This window comes from Bacillus cereus group sp. N8, from assembly GCF_016483685.1.
In the GTDB taxonomy this organism is placed as follows: domain Bacteria; phylum Bacillota; class Bacilli; order Bacillales; family Bacillaceae_G; genus Bacillus_A; species Bacillus_A proteolyticus.
The window spans coordinates 411,641-427,335 of record NZ_JAEHBK010000002.1 but is presented as its reverse complement, the minus strand read 5'-3'; the positions used below and the strand labels follow the sequence as shown (position 1 = coordinate 427,335).

Below are 15,695 nucleotides of genomic sequence, written 5' to 3'. Positions count from 1 at the left end.
AAATTAGGGAGGAACAACTTCGATACATATACTATAAAAGGTAGATGTGACCTAGATGTGAACATGGAGTGAAAGAGGGAGGGAGTTTTAAGTAAGAAGAAAGAGAGAGTAAAAAAATAAGACCATCACATATAGGATGGTCAAGGAAGGGGACAATTTATGTCAATTTAATTAGGGATGGAAGCTGCTTCTAGACACTGGGGAATGTCTTATAAATTAGGGAGGAACAGCTCCGATACGTATACTATAAAAGGTAGATGTGACCCTCGTGTGAACTTGGCGTGAAAGATATGGGAATTTGAAAAAGGGGTAAAATAGTTGTTGGTGTAAGAGTTATAGTATAAGTGGAGATATAATAGAGAATATTCTTTTGTAAAATAATAGGAGTCTGAATATAAATAAAAGTTGAAATCTATGAAAAAAAGGATTATGCTCAACTATATTATGAGAATATAAGGGTTATCCCGCTACTTGTAGGCTCTTAAAGGGTCTTTGTGTATGAGGGGATAAAAGCTTCACTTGATAAAGGGAGTTAGTGATATGGAAGTAGCAAAAAAACAAGGGTTGTATAATCGCATTATACGATTAAATCCACCACAAATTTTAGCATTAGGCTTTTTTTGTTTAATTGTGGTCGGAGGATTGTTATTAAAGTTACCGTTTGCAACGAAAGCACATATTAGTTGGATAGATGCTTTCTTCACAGCTACGTCGGCAGCGACTGTAACGGGTTTAGGCGTTGTAGATACTGCAAGTACATTTACGATGTTTGGTGAAATTGTTATTATGTTTTTAATTCAAATAGGTGGTCTCGGTCTTATGACGATAGCCATTTTAATTGTTTGGGTATTAGGTAAAAAAATTGGTTTACGTCACCGATTATTAATTGGAGAAGCATTTAATCAAACAAATATTGGTGGTCTTGTGAAATTAGTGAAACGAGTTTTTATTTTTTCTATTTGTATTGAGCTAATTGGAGTTATCTTTTTATCGATTCGCTTTATTCCAGAGTTTGGATTTGGAAAAGGTTTATATTATAGTATTTTTCACGTTATTGCGTCATATAATAATGCCGGTTTTGCGCTTTGGCCAGATAATTTAACAAGATACGTAGGAGATCCTATTGTTAATATTGGGATTTGTTCTTTAATTGTAATAGGAGGGCTAGGGTTTACGGTATTAATTGATATATGGTATAGTCGCAGTTTCCGAAAATTATCACTTCACTCCAAGATTATGATTGTTGGAACGATAGCACTTAACATTATTGCGATGATTGTGATTTTTGTATTGGAATATAATAATGTGAAGACTTTGGGACAACTATCTTTAAATGAAAAGTTATGGGCTTCGTTCTTCCAAGGAATTACACCTCGTACAGCCGGTTTTAACACGATAGATTATGGCGGCATGGAAGAGTCGTCGATATTATTTACGATGATATTAATGTTTATTGGTGCAGGAAGTGTATCGACAGGTGGTGGAATTAAGTTAACGACATTCGTTATTTTAATTACATCAGTTCTTTCTTTCTTTAGAAAGAAAGAGGATTTTGTTTTATTTCATCGTACGATTAAAATGTCGACAGTAACGAGAGCGTTAGCAATTGTCGTTGCTAGTCAAATACTTATTTTTACAGCGGTATTTGTATTAATGCTTACAGAAGACTTCAGTTTTATTCAGTTATTATTTGAGACAATTTCAGCGTTTGGCACAGTAGGGTTAACAATGGGGATTACTGCGAAGCTATCGGCGTTTGGAAAATGTATTATTATGTTTGTTATGTTTTGTGGATTAATCGGACCGTTAACACTTGTTTTCTCTTTGGCACGACCAGCGAAACAAAAAATTAAATATCCATCAGAAGATGTATTTACAGGATAAGGTATCCCGCATAAAGCGAGATACCTTTTTCATTTTAAAAAAGAGAGAACAATAACCCAATAAGCGCCACTCGGAATAAAATCGCAATGAGTGCAGCGATACCGCCTACAATGGCAGCGATACCGCCAGTTACAGTAGCCCCACGATTATATGCGTAAATACCGAGTAAAACAGACACAAGACCAAACAGTGTTGGGAATGTAAATAGCGATAATATTGCTAAAGCAAGAGCAATAAAACCAGCAGTCGATCCAGCTGCAGATGATCTTACATCATCATTATCTTTATCATCATAATCAATACGTTGTGGTGCAACTTCAGCTGCGTATTCTTCTTTATAGTCACTATAATCACTATCTATTCGATCTCTTTTTTTATATTCATCAAATTTCTCAGTCAAAGTAAGGACTCCTTTCATAACAAGGTTCAATAATAGTATGTTTCTCTTTACTGTTTTTATCCGAGCCTGTACAGGGAGTAATATCCAATTGGAAAGTGAAAATGTTTTTTTAAAATAGGAAAACTAAGTATGACTTCCTCTATTTTGGAAAGTATAAAAAAGAATAATGAGGAAAGGGTGCAATACATAATGGAACATCCAATTGAAAATTTAATGAAAACAGCAATGACAAATTTAAAAGAGATGGTAGATGTAAATACGATTGTTGGAAGTCCAGTTTCAACAGCTGACGGAAATGTAGTATTAACAGTGTCTCAAGTGGCTTTCGGTTTTGGAGCTGGTGGAAGTGACTTTAAAGGGGAGTTTATTTCTGAAAAACATAATGGCGGACAAGGGCAGCATAAAGAGAACAAGCAAAATCATCCATTCGGAGGCGGAAGCGGGGCTGGGGTTTCTATTAGTCCAGTTGCTTTTTTAGTAGTTGGTTCTAACGGTGTGCAAGTATTGCATCTCAATAGTAGTACACATTTAATTGAAAAAGCTCTAAATACTGTACCAAGCACTGTAGATAAATTTGTAAATGGTCGCCACAAGTGAACTTGCATTTTTTAGGAATTATGATATATTAGAAAAAGTGCGCTTTAGGATGATCGGAATAATTGAGCTGTAAATATATATGATGTGTGGAATAAGGGAGAGGAATTTATGATTAATATCAAAAACTTAGTAGTTGGCTTATTTATGTTAGTAAGCGGTTTTGTTGTATATGTAATAAAAGAAAAAGCTCCATTCTAAAACAGACAAACCGTTAATGTCTGTTTTTAATTTGTAAAAAATGTTGACAAGTTATTGTATTGGTGTTATAATTTTAATTCGTGTCTCGGTTAAAGCTAGTGTAAAGTAAATAAATCTTATGAATATAATACGAAAAGTTTGCGAAAGATCGGGTAGTCTTACCAACAACTTTTGTGAACAAACCCTATAAATTGTATATGTAAGCTTTATATGTATACTAGTGAATCAAGGAGCGGTCAGTGGAACCGTAATGATGAGAGAGAGGTAGGGCTTTCATCCAGTATATGTTACTTTCCCGTTAGGTGAATATAAAAAAGAGGGCTCCTTTTGAAAAGGAGCCCTCTTTCTTTTGTGTATTGTGATTTGTAAAAATTTAAATGCGACTTTCAACTTGCTGACAAATTTCATCTGTTGTTAAACCATGTGCTGTAATTACAGATCCTTTTATCGATGTATCTGCAATGCCCATTATATTAGAATCTTGCCCAGTTACAACACAACAATCACAACCTTGTACATCATTTTCAGAGTTAAGTGAAATAACTTCATGCCCTTGTTGCTGAAGAGCTTGTTGAACATCAGTTAAAGAGTTCTCAACACCAATTCTAGCCATAATTTTCACCTCCTACCATCTAGTTGCTAGTATGCTCAAATCCATAGCATATATTTATGAAAAGATGGTAGGAAGAGAATATTTATTTAGTCGTTATATACACCAGTAAGCATTTGACTTACGAACTGATCGTTTAAAGTATCTTGGGCGGAAGAAGTATTTGAATGAATGCCGATTGAAGCAATAAAATTATTATGTTCTTTATTATTTGGTTCTACCTCTACATAATTATCGAATTTACAAAAACCTTTCGTATCCATTAGATCAAATAGTTGAAGCATTTCTACTACCTCTTGTCTCGTTCCTTTAATTTGTACACACGCCATATTGATTTCCTCCTTCATTTTGACAAATTGTTTTTTAAAAATAGGATTATGATTACGAAATGAAAAATATGAATGTTATTTTTAGACAGCGTTATTTTTATTATTTTCCCCCTTTTTCAGCAAAAGTCGTTGTATATTCCCGAATTTATAAAAACGGACGTCCGTTTATTGAATACAATAGATTCGTATCAATTGACAAAAATCCTTCTTTTAAACAAATATTTTTTTTAGTGGAAATTGGCGAAAAAATTTTTTTGACTTTTTGTAAACGTTAACAATGCTGTTAAATCAATATAATCAAAGATGTACGTACGATTAAAAATTAAAAATTTTCTAAAAATTCACTTGATTTATTTAGAAAGGAGAGTAAACTAGGAAACAATAAAAAACTCATAGAACATAGGGGGCGCTTTCCAGTGAACGAGCAATGGATTTTCTTAAATGGAGAATTTGTTCCAAAAGACGAAGCAAAAGTTTCAGTATATGATCATGGCTATTTATATGGCGATGGAGTGTTCGAAGGGATTAGGGTGTATAGCGGTAATGTTTTCCGTTTGAGAGAGCATCTTGTCCGGTTATATGAATCAGCGAAATCCATCATGTTAGAAATTCCATATACGTTAGAAGAAGCAACGAAGATCGTTGTTGAAACGATTCGACATAACAAACTATCTAATGGATATATCCGCCTAGTTGTGTCAAGAGGACCAGGGAATCTTGGATTAGATCCCGATTCTTGTACGAAACCAAATGTAGTAGTAATTGCAGAACAACTATCTTTATTCCCACAAGAATATTATGAAAAAGGGATTCCAATTATAACAGTTGCAACGCGTCGTAATCGCCCAGATGTTTTGTCGCCTCAAGTAAAATCTTTAAATTACTTAAATAATATTTTAGTTCGCATCGAAGCGAAATTAGCTGGAGTACAAGAAGCACTTATGTTAAATGATCAAGGGTATGTAGCTGAAGGCTCTGGAGATAACGTATTTATTGTAAAAGGAAATAAATTAATTACACCGCCAAGTTCTGCTGGGGCGTTAGAAGGTATTACACGAAACGCAATTTTAGAAATCGGCGAAAAGCTTGGGTATGACGTAAGAGAAGAATTATTCACAAGGCACGATGTATATGTAGCTGATGAAGTGTTTTTAACAGGAACAGCTGCTGAAGTCATTGCTGTTACGACAGTAGATGGTAGAACGATTGGTTTAGGAAAAACAGGTCCACATACAAATCGTCTATTAGAAGAATTTCGTAAATTAGTTGTAGAAGATGGTGAGAAAATTTACGAAGAAAATAAAGTTGGATAATAACTCTTTATGACATGATAAAACGTTGATAGGGAGGAGTAGTTGATTGTGAAGCCTCACAGAGAGTCGGTGGTTGCTGAAAACCGATGGTTCACGTCGACGAACATCGCCCTTGAGTGCTAAGCTGAAGCATTTGTCTAGGCTTAGACGGTAGCTCCGTTATTAGCTAGACTCATCCCGAGTCACTGAGGCAAGAGTATTCTTGCAAAGAAGGGTGGTACCGCGAAATCTTTCGTCCCTTCAGCACATAGCTGGAGTGTGGACGTAGGATTTTTTTATTTTATAAAGGGTATAAAAAGGGGGCTTATAAGAAAAATGTCTTCAAAAACAGAAGAGAAACTGGCAACTGGTGCACAGCTATTGTTAGAAGCGCTAGAAAAGGAAAGAGTAGAAGTGATTTTCGGTTATCCAGGTGGTGCTGTTTTACCTCTATATGATGCGCTTTATGATTGTGAGATTCCGCATATTTTAACGCGGCATGAACAAGGTGCAATTCATGCCGCTGAAGGATATGCAAGAATTACAGGGAATCCAGGAGTTGTAATTGCAACAAGCGGGCCTGGTGCTACAAATGTTATTACTGGTCTAGCTGACGCGATGATTGATTCATTACCGCTTGTTGTATTTACAGGGCAAGTAGCAACAACGTTAATCGGGAGTGATGCTTTCCAAGAAGCTGATATTATGGGGCTTACGATGCCGGTGACGAAACATAATTATCAAGTACGAAAAGCATCGGATTTACCTCGAATTATTAAAGAAGCATTTCATATAGCTAGAACAGGAAGACCGGGCCCAGTTGTAATTGACCTTCCGAAAGATATGGTAGTAGAGAAAGGTGAGCGATGTAGTGATGTACAAATGGATTTACCAGGATACCAGCCTAATTACGAACCGAATCTACTACAAATAAACAAATTATTACAAGCGATTGCGACTTCAAAAAAGCCGTTAATTTTAGCTGGAGCAGGTGTATTACATGCAAAGGCATCGAAAGAATTAACAAGCTTTGCTCGTAAATATCAAATTCCTGTTGTGCATACATTACTTGGTCTTGGTGGTTTTCCGCCTGATGATAAATTATTTCTTGGGATGGGAGGAATGCACGGTTCTTACACGGCTAATATGGCGTTATATGAATGTAATCTACTTATAAATATAGGAGCAAGATTTGACGATCGTCTTACTGGGAATTTAGCATATTTTGCTAAAGAAGCGCTTGTCGCACATATAGATATTGATCCAGCGGAAATCGGAAAAAATGTGCCGACTGAAATTCCAATTGTTGCGAGTGCGAAGCGGGCGTTAGAAGTATTACTTCAAACAGAAGGAAGTAAAGAAAATCATCATGAATGGCTCTCTTTATTAAAGAGTAGAAAAGAAAAATATCCATTAACTTATAAACGAAATTCTGAAAGTATTAAACCTCAATACGCGATTGATATGCTATATGAAATTACGAAGGGAAAAGCCATTGTAACAACAGACGTTGGGCAACATCAAATGTGGGCAGCACAATATTATCCGCTGAAAAATCCAGATAAATGGGTAACTTCTGGAGGCTTAGGAACAATGGGATTTGGATTTCCAGCAGCAATTGGTGCACAAATTGCAAAGCCAGAGGAATTAGTTATTGCCATTGTCGGTGATGCGGGATTTCAAATGACCCTGCAAGAACTAAGTGTATTAAAAGAGCATTCTTTACCAGTTAAAGTGTTTATTTTAAATAATGAAGCTTTAGGAATGGTAAGACAATGGCAAGATGAGTTTTATAATAAACGATATTCGCACTCCATACTTTCGTGTCAACCAGATTTTGTTGCCCTTGCGAATGCATACGGCATAAAAGGCGTCCGTATTGATGATCCACTTCTTGCAAAGAAGCAATTAAAGCATGCGATTGAATTACAAGAACCAGTATTAATTGATTGCCGCGTACTTCAATCTGAAAAGGTTATGCCGATGGTTGCCCCAGGAAAAGGGGTTCACCAAATGGAGGGAGTGGAGAAAAGGTGAAGAGAATTGTTACAGCGACAGTTCGAAATCAAAGCGGTGTGTTAAATCGAATTACAGGCGTTATGACACGTAGACATTTTAATATTGAAAGTATTTCAGTAGGGCATACGGAATCGTCGGATATTTCAAGGATGACGATTGTTGTACATGTTGAAAGTGAACAGCAAGTTGAACAGTTAATTAAACAACTGCATAAGCAAATCGATGTCCTAAAAGTCTCTGATATTACAGAAGAGGCAATGATTGCTAGAGAACTCGCACTTATTAAAGTGGCAACTTCAAGTGTAACAAGAGCAGAATTATATAGTTTAATTGAACCGTTCCGAGCCGCTGTAATAGATGTTGGAAAGGATTCCATAGTGGTGCAAGTAACAGGTACCCAGGAGAAAGTAGAAGCGTTAATTGAATTGCTTCGTCCATACGGTTTGAAAGAAATTGCTAGAACAGGTGTAACAGCATTTACGCGTAGTATGAAAAAACAAGATAAACAAGTGATGTTAATTCAATAATTATTTAAATATAGGGGGAAATGAAAATGGCAAAAGTTTATTATGAGAAAGATGTAACGGTAAATGTATTAAAGGAAAAGAAAGTAGCAATTATCGGATATGGATCGCAAGGTCATGCGCATGCGCAAAACTTGCGTGATAACGGATTTGATGTAGTAGTTGGACTGAGAAAAGGAAAGTCATGGGATAAGGCGAAAGAAGATGGCTTTTCTGTATATACAGTAGCGGAAGCAGCAAAACAGGCGGATGTAGTAATGATTCTACTACCTGATGAATTGCAGCCAGAAGTATATGGAGCTGAAATTGCACCAAACTTACAAGGTGGGAATTCTCTTGTGTTCGCACATGGCTTTAATGTTCACTTTGATCAAGTAAAACCGCCAGCAAATGTAGATGTATTTCTAGTAGCGCCGAAAGGCCCGGGGCATCTAGTACGCCGTACGTTTGCTGAGGGCGGAGCTGTTCCTGCATTGTTTGCAGTATATCAAGATGCAACAGGAGTTGCGACTGAAAAAGCACTTTCTTATGCTGATGGAATTGGAGCGACGAGAGCTGGTGTATTAGAAACGACGTTTAAGGAAGAAACAGAAACAGATTTATTTGGAGAGCAAGCTGTGCTTTGTGGCGGAGTAACTGCGCTAGTAAAAGCTGGATTTGAAACGTTAGTTGATGCAGGATATCAACCTGAACTTGCATATTTTGAATGTTTACATGAATTGAAACTCATTGTTGATCTTATGTACGAAGGTGGACTTGAAAATATGAGATATTCAGTTTCAGATACAGCGCAGTGGGGCGACTTCGTATCAGGACCACGCGTTGTTACTGAAGATACGAAGAAAGCGATGGGAGAAGTGTTAGCAGAAATTCAAGATGGTACATTTGCAAGAGGTTGGATTGCAGAGCATAAAGCAGGAAGACCAAATTTCCAGGCGACAAATGAGAAAGAAAATGAACATGAAATCGAAGTAGTTGGACGTAAATTACGCGAAATGATGCCTTTCGTACAGCCACGAGTAAAGGTAGGGATTAAATAATATGAAGCAGATTTTGTTCATGGATACGACGCTTCGTGATGGCGAACAATCACCAGGAGTTAATTTAAATGAACAAGAGAAATTGCAGATTGCAAGGCAACTAGAAAGACTTGGTATTAATGTAATGGAAGCGGGATTCGCAGCAGCTTCTGAAGGTGATTTTCAATCGGTAAAACGTATCGCAAATACCATTCAAAATGCTACGGTTATGAGTTTAGCTAGAGCGAAAGAAAGTGATATTCGAAGAGCCTATGAAGCGGTGAAAGGTGCTGTCTCTCCTCGTTTACACGTATTTTTAGCTACAAGTGACATTCATATGAAATATAAGCTTTGTATGTCAAAAGAAGATGTATTAGATAGCATTCATCGCTCGGTTACGCTCGGAAAATCGTTATTTCCGACAGTGCAATTTTCAGCAGAAGATGCAACAAGAACATCGAGAGTATTTTTAGCTGAAGCAGTAGAAGTAGCGATTCGTGCAGGAGCGAATGTAATCAATATTCCTGATACAGTTGGATATACGAATCCAGAAGAATATTATTCTCTTTTTAAATACTTACAAGAATCTGTTCCTTCGTATGAAAAAGCAATTTTCTCTTGTCACTGTCACGATGATCTTGGGATGGCAGTAGCGAATTCGTTAGCTGCGGTTGAAGGCGGAGCATTGCAAGTAGAAGGAACGATTAATGGAATTGGAGAAAGAGCGGGGAATGCAGCTCTAGAAGAGGTCGCAGTTGCTCTTCATATCAGAAAAGATTTCTATGAAGCAGAGTCTTCTATGACGTTAAAAGAAATTAAAGCGACAAGTACATTAGTAAGTCGTTTAACAGGTATGGTTGTACCAAAAAATAAAGCGATTGTTGGAGCGAATGCATTTGCTCATGAATCAGGTATTCATCAAGATGGTGTTTTAAAAGAAGTGACGACATATGAAATTATTGAACCGACCCTTATAGGTGAATCTCAAAATCTATTTGTACTTGGAAAACATTCTGGTCGTCACGCATTTACGGAAAAAATGAAAGAACTAGGCTATGAATTTACAAAGGAAGAACGTGATGCGGTATTTGAAGCTTTTAAAAAATTAGCTGATCGTAAGAAGGAAATTACTGAAGAAGATTTACGAGCGCTTATGCTTGGTGAAGCAGCATTTGCGGCGCAGCAATATAACATTACGCAATTACAAGTGCACTTCGTATCAAATAGTACACAATGTGCGACAGTTGTGCTGAAGGATGAGGAAGGAAACGTATACGAAGATGCAGCGACTGGTTCTGGTAGTATTGAAGCAATTTACAATGCAATCCAAAGAATTTTAGGATTAGAATGTGAATTGGCAGATTATCGCATACAATCTATTACGCAAGGTCAAGACGCACTTGCCCATGTTCATGTTGAATTAAAAGAAGGAATGCATCAAGTATCAGGTTTTGGTGTTGCACAAGACGTATTGGAAGCTTCGGCGAGAGCTTATGTCCACGCGGCAGGGAAATTGAAATCTTTTATAGCGCTTGTAAAGTAAATGTTAGATAAGTGAGGAAAGTTCTCCTCACTTATCTAATTAAAGTTCTGAAAATTCAGTTAAAGGGGTGCTTAAGTTGGAAAAACGTATTGTTTGTTTAGCTGGTGATGGTGTTGGTCCGGAAATTATGGAAAGTGCGAAGGAAGTATTGCATATGGTAGAGAGGCTATATGGACATCATTTTCATTTACAAGATGAGTACTTTGGTGGGAGTGCTATCGACGTAACTGGGCAACCATTACCGCAGCGAACACTTGCCGCTTGTTTAGCAAGTGATGCGGTTTTACTTGGAGCGGTTGGTGGCCCACGGTGGGATGATGCGAAAGAAAGGCCAGAGAAAGGATTATTAGCTTTAAGGAAAGGACTTGGTGTATTTGCGAATGTTCGACCTGTAACGGTAGAAAGCGCAACTGCACATTTATCGCCATTAAAAAACGCTGATGAAATTGATTTCGTTGTTGTTCGTGAATTAACAGGTGGCATTTATTTTTCTTATCCGAAAGAACGAACAGAAGAAGTGGCAACAGATACTCTTACTTATCATCGTCATGAAATTGAACGTATCGTCTCGTATGCTTTTCAATTAGCGAGCAAACGGAAGAAAAAAGTTACGTCTATTGATAAGGCGAATGTTTTAGAGTCTAGTAAATTATGGCGAACTGTTACGGAAGAAGTAGCTCTTCGCTATCCAAATGTTGAATTAGAGCATATTCTAGTCGATGCAGCTGCTATGGAATTAATTCGTAATCCAGGTCGATTTGACGTTATCGTAACAGAAAATTTATTTGGTGATATTTTAAGTGACGAGGCTTCTGTATTAGCGGGATCGTTAGGAATGCTTCCATCAGCAAGCCACGCTGAAAATGGTCCTTCGTTATACGAGCCTATTCACGGATCAGCACCGGATATTGCGGGGAGAAATAAGGCGAACCCAATTGCGATGATGCGTTCTGTTGCAATGATGCTTGGACAATCATTTGGATTAATGAGAGAAGGGTCTGCAATTGAATCCGCAATATCTGCAGTTCTTCAATCGGGAAAATATACAGCAGACATTGGGGGAGATGAGACGACAACTTCATTTACGAAGGCAGTTATTCAAGAGATGGAAGAGCAAGCGCTAGTAGGGAGAGGAAGATAATGGGGAAAAGATTACTAGATAAGCTTTGGGAGAGACATGTAGTTGCGACAAACGAAAATGGATTGGATTTATTATATATCGATCTTCATCTCGTTCATGAAGTAACGTCACCGCAAGCCTTTGAAGGCTTGCGGCTTACAAATAGAACTGTTCGGAGACCAGAATTAACATTTGCAACGATGGATCATAATATTCCAACGAAAGATGTTTGGAATATTACCGATCGTATTGCGAAGCAGCAATTGGATACACTTCGTGAGAACTGCAAACAATTTCAAGTGTCATTAGCTGATATTGGTGATGAAGAGCAAGGGATTGTCCATGTTATAGGACCAGAACTTGGACTCACGCAGCCAGGGAAAACGATTGTTTGCGGTGATAGTCATACAGCAACCCACGGTGCTTTCGGAGCGTTAGCATTTGGCATTGGTACGAGTGAAGTAGAGCATGTATTAGCAACGCAAACGCTGTGGCAACGAAAACCGAAAGCGATGGGTATTGAATTAAAAGGAAAGTTACAGAAAGGTGTTTATGCAAAAGATATTATTTTACATCTCCTTTCAAAGTACGGCGTAGCAGTTGGAACCGGATATGTAATGGAATTTTACGGTGAGACGATTCATGCTATGGAAATGGAAGAGAGAATGACACTTTGCAATATGGCAATTGAAGGAGGAGCGAAAGCTGGTATCATTGCACCAGATGAAAAAACATTTTCTTATGTAAAAGGGCGTAAATATGCACCGAAAGACTATGGAACTTTTACGGAAAAATGGTCGGAGCTTTATACAGATTCAGATGCAATTTATGATTTGCATATTTCGATAGACGTTACGGATTTAGCACCGTATGTTACTTGGGGAACAAATCCTAGTATGGGTGTTCGCATTGATGAAAAATTACCAGAAAAGCGTGATGAAAATGATGAAAGAGCATTTTCGTATATGGGATTGAGTCCTGGACAAAGCACTTTTGAAATTCCAGTTCAGCATGTTTTCATAGGATCTTGTACAAATTCCAGGCTATCTGATTTAGAAATTGCCGCATCTGTTGTAAAGGGGAAAAAGGTAAAAGACGGTGTGCGAGCCCTCGTTGTTCCTGGGTCTAAAAAGGTAAGAGAAGCAGCAATGCAAAAAGGATTACATCGCATATTTGAAGAAGCGGGGTTTGAATGGAGAGAGCCTGGATGTTCAATGTGTCTTGGAATGAATCCGGATCAAGTGCCGGAAGGAGAACATTGTGCATCTACTTCAAATCGTAACTTTGAAGGAAGACAAGGAAAAGGAGCACGAACGCATTTAGTTAGCCCAGCAATGGCAGCAGCAGCTGCGTTATATGGTCATTTTGTTGATATTAGAAAGGAGAGTTACGATGGAGCCATTTCGTATTCATAAAGGTACTGCCGCAGTACTTATGAATGACAACATTGATACAGATCAAATTATTCCGAAGCAATATTTAAAGAGAATTGAAAGGACGGGATTTGGACAGTATTTATTTGATGAGTGGCGCTACGATAATGAGCGTCATGAAAATCCTAATTTCCCTCTTAATGCTCCAGAAAGAAAAGGGGCAAGTATATTAATTACAGGTGATAATTTTGGGTGCGGTTCTTCAAGAGAACATGCTCCGTGGGCGCTTGCTGATTATGGTTTCCGCGTTATTATCGCCGGAGGGTTTGCAGATATTTTTTATATGAATTGTATGAAAAATGGTATGTTACCAATTGTAATGGATAAAGTAATGCGAGAACAACTTGCCAAAACTGATGCGAGAGAACAAATTGAAGTAGATTTAGAGAATGAAGTAATTACAACGAGTACGCACAGGTTTCATTTTACAATCGAGAAAATGTGGAAAGAGAAATTATTAAATGGTCTAGACGAAATTAGTATTACGATACAATATGAACAAGAAATTGGAGAGTATGAAAGGGAAATAGCTTTATATTAAGAAATAACAGAATTTTTAAAATGTATTTACATTCAGAATTAAGTGTTATATACTATGTAAAAATCAGAGGAGAAAGGGAGTAAGTATTATGAATATCGTACAATCTATTAAAATGCTTACACAACTACATCATCATACATAAAACCCTTGAACCTAGCGTGAAAACGTGTAGGTACAAGGGTTATTCCCGTTGTACCTACACTCTACTAAAGAGCCTTGTAGGTATTTTGTCTACAAGGCTCTTTTTATTTTCGGTTTAGGTGAATGAAATAGGCATACATTAGAAAGGGAAAGGTGTGAGAATTTAGATGACAAAATGGAAACGTGCAAACCCAAGTGGAACGAGAGACTATTTATTCGAAGAATGTACGTTAATTGAAGAAGTAGAACAAAAATTAAGGCGTACTTTTTTAGAGCGAGGTTATGAAGAAATAAGGACACCGACAATAGAATTTTATGATGTTTTTGCATTTCGAAGCAGGCCGATAGATGAGGAAAAGATGTATAAATTTTTTGATGAAAAGGGACGGATTATCGTGTTACGCCCAGATATGACAATTCCTTTAGCGAGAGTGATGGGAACGCAGAGCTGGGATACTCCGCTTAAACTGACGTATAGCGGGAATGTATTTCGGGCGAATGAGTCCCATTCTGGAAAATATAATGAAATCGTACAAGGTGGTATTGAAATTATCGGGATTGATAATGTAAGAGCTGAAATTGAATGCGTAATAAGTGTTATTCAGGCACTTCAAAAGTTAAAGGTGCAATCTTTTACAATTGAGATTGGGCAAGTACAGTTATATAAATGTATTGTAAAAAAACTCTCCATTCGTGATGAAGAAGAGAGTGTGCTTAGAACATATATTGAAAGTAAAAATTATGCTGCTCTATCAAATTTTATTAGAGAAAAAAAATTAGATCGATGTGATGAAACAGTCAGATTACTTGAGAAATTGCCAAGGCTATTTGGAAATTTAGAAGTTATTGAGGAAGCAGAAAAACTCGCCTCAAGTAATGAAATGAAAATGGCGATTGCCAGAGTGAAAGAAATATATGAAGCGATTGAAAAACTAGGCTATGGATCTTACATCTCAATTGATTTAGGTATGATTCAACATTTGGATTATTATACAGGTGTTATTTTCAAAGGGTATATATATGAAATTGGAGAAGAGATTGTTAGTGGAGGAAGATATGATGAGTTAATTGGGAATTTTGGAGAGATGCTACCGGCTGTTGGACTCGCGGTGCAAGTCAATCAAATTGTGAAGGCGCTGCAAGAGCAGCAAGAACCATATGAACGAAAGAAAATAGATATTATGATTCATTATGAGTTAAATAGATTAGCAGAAGCGGAAAGATTACGAAATTTACTTCAAAAGGACGGGAAAAAAGTAGAGCTATCTTTATTCCCTAATTTAAACGACACCTTTCAATTTGCCAGAAAAAATAAAATAGTAACGGTCGTAGAGGCAAAGAACGAATCATTAGTGGAATATGTATGGAAAGAGAAATGGGTATTCCAGAAAGAAGGAGAAACTTCATGCGTAACATTCAAATTGCGTTAACAAAAGGAAGATTAGAGAAGCATGTGATTCCATTGTTTGAGCAGATTGGAATTGATTGTTCGGAGCTCAAAAATAAAGGACGAAAGCTTGTCTTTCAAAGTAGAAATACAGATATCTCATTTATTTTAGTGAAAGCAGTAGATGTTGCTACTTATGTAGAACATGGAGTAGCTGATATTGGGGTCGTTGGAAAAGATATTTTAATGGAAAACGAGAAAGATGTTTATGAAATGTTGGATTTAGGAGTAGGCGTGTGTAAGTTTTGTGTTGCTTCTATTCCTACTTATAATCCGAAGAGTTACCGGAAGAAACGCATTGCTACGAAATATCCACATATTACTTCTAACTATTTTCATGATAAAGGGGAGGATGTAGAGATTATAAAAATAGAAGGTTCTGTAGAAATCGCTCCTATTCTTGGATTGGCAGATGCGATTGTTGATATTGTTGAAACAGGAAAAACATTACAAGAAAATGGACTCATTGTATTTGAGGAAATGTGTTCTATATCTGCTCGAATGATTGTAAATAAGGCTGCATTAAAAACTAAAAAAGACGAAATATTCAGTGTTATAAATATGATGGAGCAAGAAATTTTGTCAGGAAAATAGGGGG

At 37.1% G+C, this 15,695-nt stretch carries 17 protein-coding genes and 1 other annotated feature; of the genes, 14 read left to right on the top strand and 3 right to left on the bottom strand.

What is annotated here, in order from left to right:
* Positions 1-540 precede the first annotated feature (540 nt).
* Positions 541-1,884, top strand: a complete 1,344-nt coding sequence (locus JDS80_RS06305) for a TrkH family potassium uptake protein (protein ID WP_199637486.1) — start codon at positions 541-543, stop codon at positions 1,882-1,884.
* 34 nt (positions 1,885-1,918) lie between these two features.
* On the opposite strand, the gene JDS80_RS06300 is transcribed toward JDS80_RS06305, so the two are convergent.
* Positions 1,919-2,284 (bottom strand): hypothetical protein, encoded by a 366-nt coding sequence (locus tag JDS80_RS06300; protein ID WP_000136552.1) that lies wholly within the window; start codon positions 2,282-2,284, stop codon positions 1,919-1,921.
* 129 nt (positions 2,285-2,413) lie between these two features.
* Here JDS80_RS06300 and ytfJ point away from each other — a divergent pair, with 129 nt between their 5' ends.
* Together ytfJ and JDS80_RS06290 are read left to right on the top strand one after the other, a co-directional pair.
* Complete coding sequence (ytfJ, locus tag JDS80_RS06295) at positions 2,414-2,881, top strand: GerW family sporulation protein (RefSeq protein WP_071744814.1); 468 nt, start codon at positions 2,414-2,416, stop codon at positions 2,879-2,881.
* 108 nt (positions 2,882-2,989) lie between these two features.
* On the top strand, positions 2,990-3,079 hold the full coding sequence (locus JDS80_RS06290; protein WP_000608227.1) for a hypothetical protein: 90 nt from the start codon (positions 2,990-2,992) through the stop codon (positions 3,077-3,079).
* 373 nt (positions 3,080-3,452) lie between these two features.
* On the opposite strand, the gene JDS80_RS06285 is transcribed toward JDS80_RS06290, so the two are convergent.
* Positions 3,453-3,692, bottom strand: a complete 240-nt coding sequence (locus JDS80_RS06285) for a YkuS family protein (RefSeq protein ID WP_199637485.1) — start codon at positions 3,690-3,692, stop codon at positions 3,453-3,455.
* A gap of 86 nt (positions 3,693-3,778) precedes the next feature.
* Positions 3,779-4,018 carry a DUF3911 family protein gene (locus JDS80_RS06280; protein WP_071744815.1) on the bottom strand — a complete coding sequence of 80 codons (240 nt, stop codon included), beginning with the start codon at positions 4,016-4,018 and terminating at the stop codon, positions 3,779-3,781.
* A gap of 59 nt (positions 4,019-4,077) precedes the next feature.
* Between JDS80_RS06280 and JDS80_RS32085 the strand changes: the two genes are divergently transcribed.
* The 11 genes from JDS80_RS32085 to hisG all read left to right on the top strand — a co-directional run bounded on the left by JDS80_RS32085 (position 4,078) and on the right by hisG (position 15,691).
* Positions 4,078-4,293, top strand: a complete 216-nt coding sequence (locus tag JDS80_RS32085) for a hypothetical protein (protein WP_098425856.1) — start codon at positions 4,078-4,080, stop codon at positions 4,291-4,293.
* A gap of 141 nt (positions 4,294-4,434) precedes the next feature.
* Positions 4,435-5,331 carry a branched-chain-amino-acid transaminase gene (gene ilvE, locus JDS80_RS06270; protein WP_001005501.1) on the top strand — a complete coding sequence of 299 codons (897 nt, stop codon included), beginning with the start codon at positions 4,435-4,437 and terminating at the stop codon, positions 5,329-5,331.
* 16 nt (positions 5,332-5,347) lie between these two features.
* Positions 5,348-5,574: a binding site (T-box leader), on the top strand.
* Positions 5,575-5,646: 72 nt separating this feature from the next.
* The gene (ilvB, locus tag JDS80_RS06265; protein WP_199637484.1) at positions 5,647-7,347 is read left to right on the top strand and encodes an acetolactate synthase large subunit; all 1,701 of its coding nucleotides are present in this window, start codon (positions 5,647-5,649) and stop codon (positions 7,345-7,347) included.
* Entirely contained in the window at positions 7,344-7,856 is a 513-nt protein-coding gene (gene ilvN, locus JDS80_RS06260) for an acetolactate synthase small subunit (RefSeq protein ID WP_000822951.1), read from the top strand. The genes ilvB and ilvN overlap by 4 nt, the downstream gene beginning before the upstream one ends.
* A 26-nt stretch (positions 7,857-7,882) precedes the next feature.
* Positions 7,883-8,893: a ketol-acid reductoisomerase gene (ilvC, locus tag JDS80_RS06255; protein ID WP_199637483.1), complete on the top strand. Its 1,011-nt coding sequence runs from the start codon at positions 7,883-7,885 to the stop codon at positions 8,891-8,893.
* Position 8,894: 1 nt separating this feature from the next.
* Positions 8,895-10,415 carry a 2-isopropylmalate synthase gene (leuA, locus tag JDS80_RS06250; RefSeq protein ID WP_071744819.1) on the top strand — a complete coding sequence of 507 codons (1,521 nt, stop codon included), beginning with the start codon at positions 8,895-8,897 and terminating at the stop codon, positions 10,413-10,415.
* Positions 10,416-10,491: 76 nt separating this feature from the next.
* Positions 10,492-11,556, top strand: a complete 1,065-nt coding sequence (gene leuB, locus JDS80_RS06245; RefSeq protein ID WP_199637482.1) for a 3-isopropylmalate dehydrogenase — start codon at positions 10,492-10,494, stop codon at positions 11,554-11,556.
* A complete protein-coding gene (gene leuC / locus JDS80_RS06240; RefSeq protein ID WP_199637481.1) occupies positions 11,556-12,950 on the top strand; it encodes a 3-isopropylmalate dehydratase large subunit in 1,395 nt (464 codons plus the stop codon). Before leuB ends, leuC begins: the two co-directional genes overlap by 1 nt.
* Positions 12,928-13,509, top strand: a complete 582-nt coding sequence (leuD, locus tag JDS80_RS06235; RefSeq protein WP_199637479.1) for a 3-isopropylmalate dehydratase small subunit — start codon at positions 12,928-12,930, stop codon at positions 13,507-13,509. The genes leuC and leuD overlap by 23 nt, the downstream gene beginning before the upstream one ends.
* A 308-nt stretch (positions 13,510-13,817) precedes the next feature.
* Positions 13,818-15,080, top strand: coding sequence for an ATP phosphoribosyltransferase regulatory subunit (locus JDS80_RS06230; RefSeq protein ID WP_199637477.1), 1,263 nt, complete (start codon positions 13,818-13,820; stop codon positions 15,078-15,080).
* Positions 15,056-15,691, top strand: a complete 636-nt coding sequence (hisG, locus tag JDS80_RS06225; RefSeq protein WP_199637475.1) for an ATP phosphoribosyltransferase — start codon at positions 15,056-15,058, stop codon at positions 15,689-15,691. Before JDS80_RS06230 ends, hisG begins: the two co-directional genes overlap by 25 nt.
* The last annotated feature ends 4 nt before the right edge of the window (positions 15,692-15,695 follow it).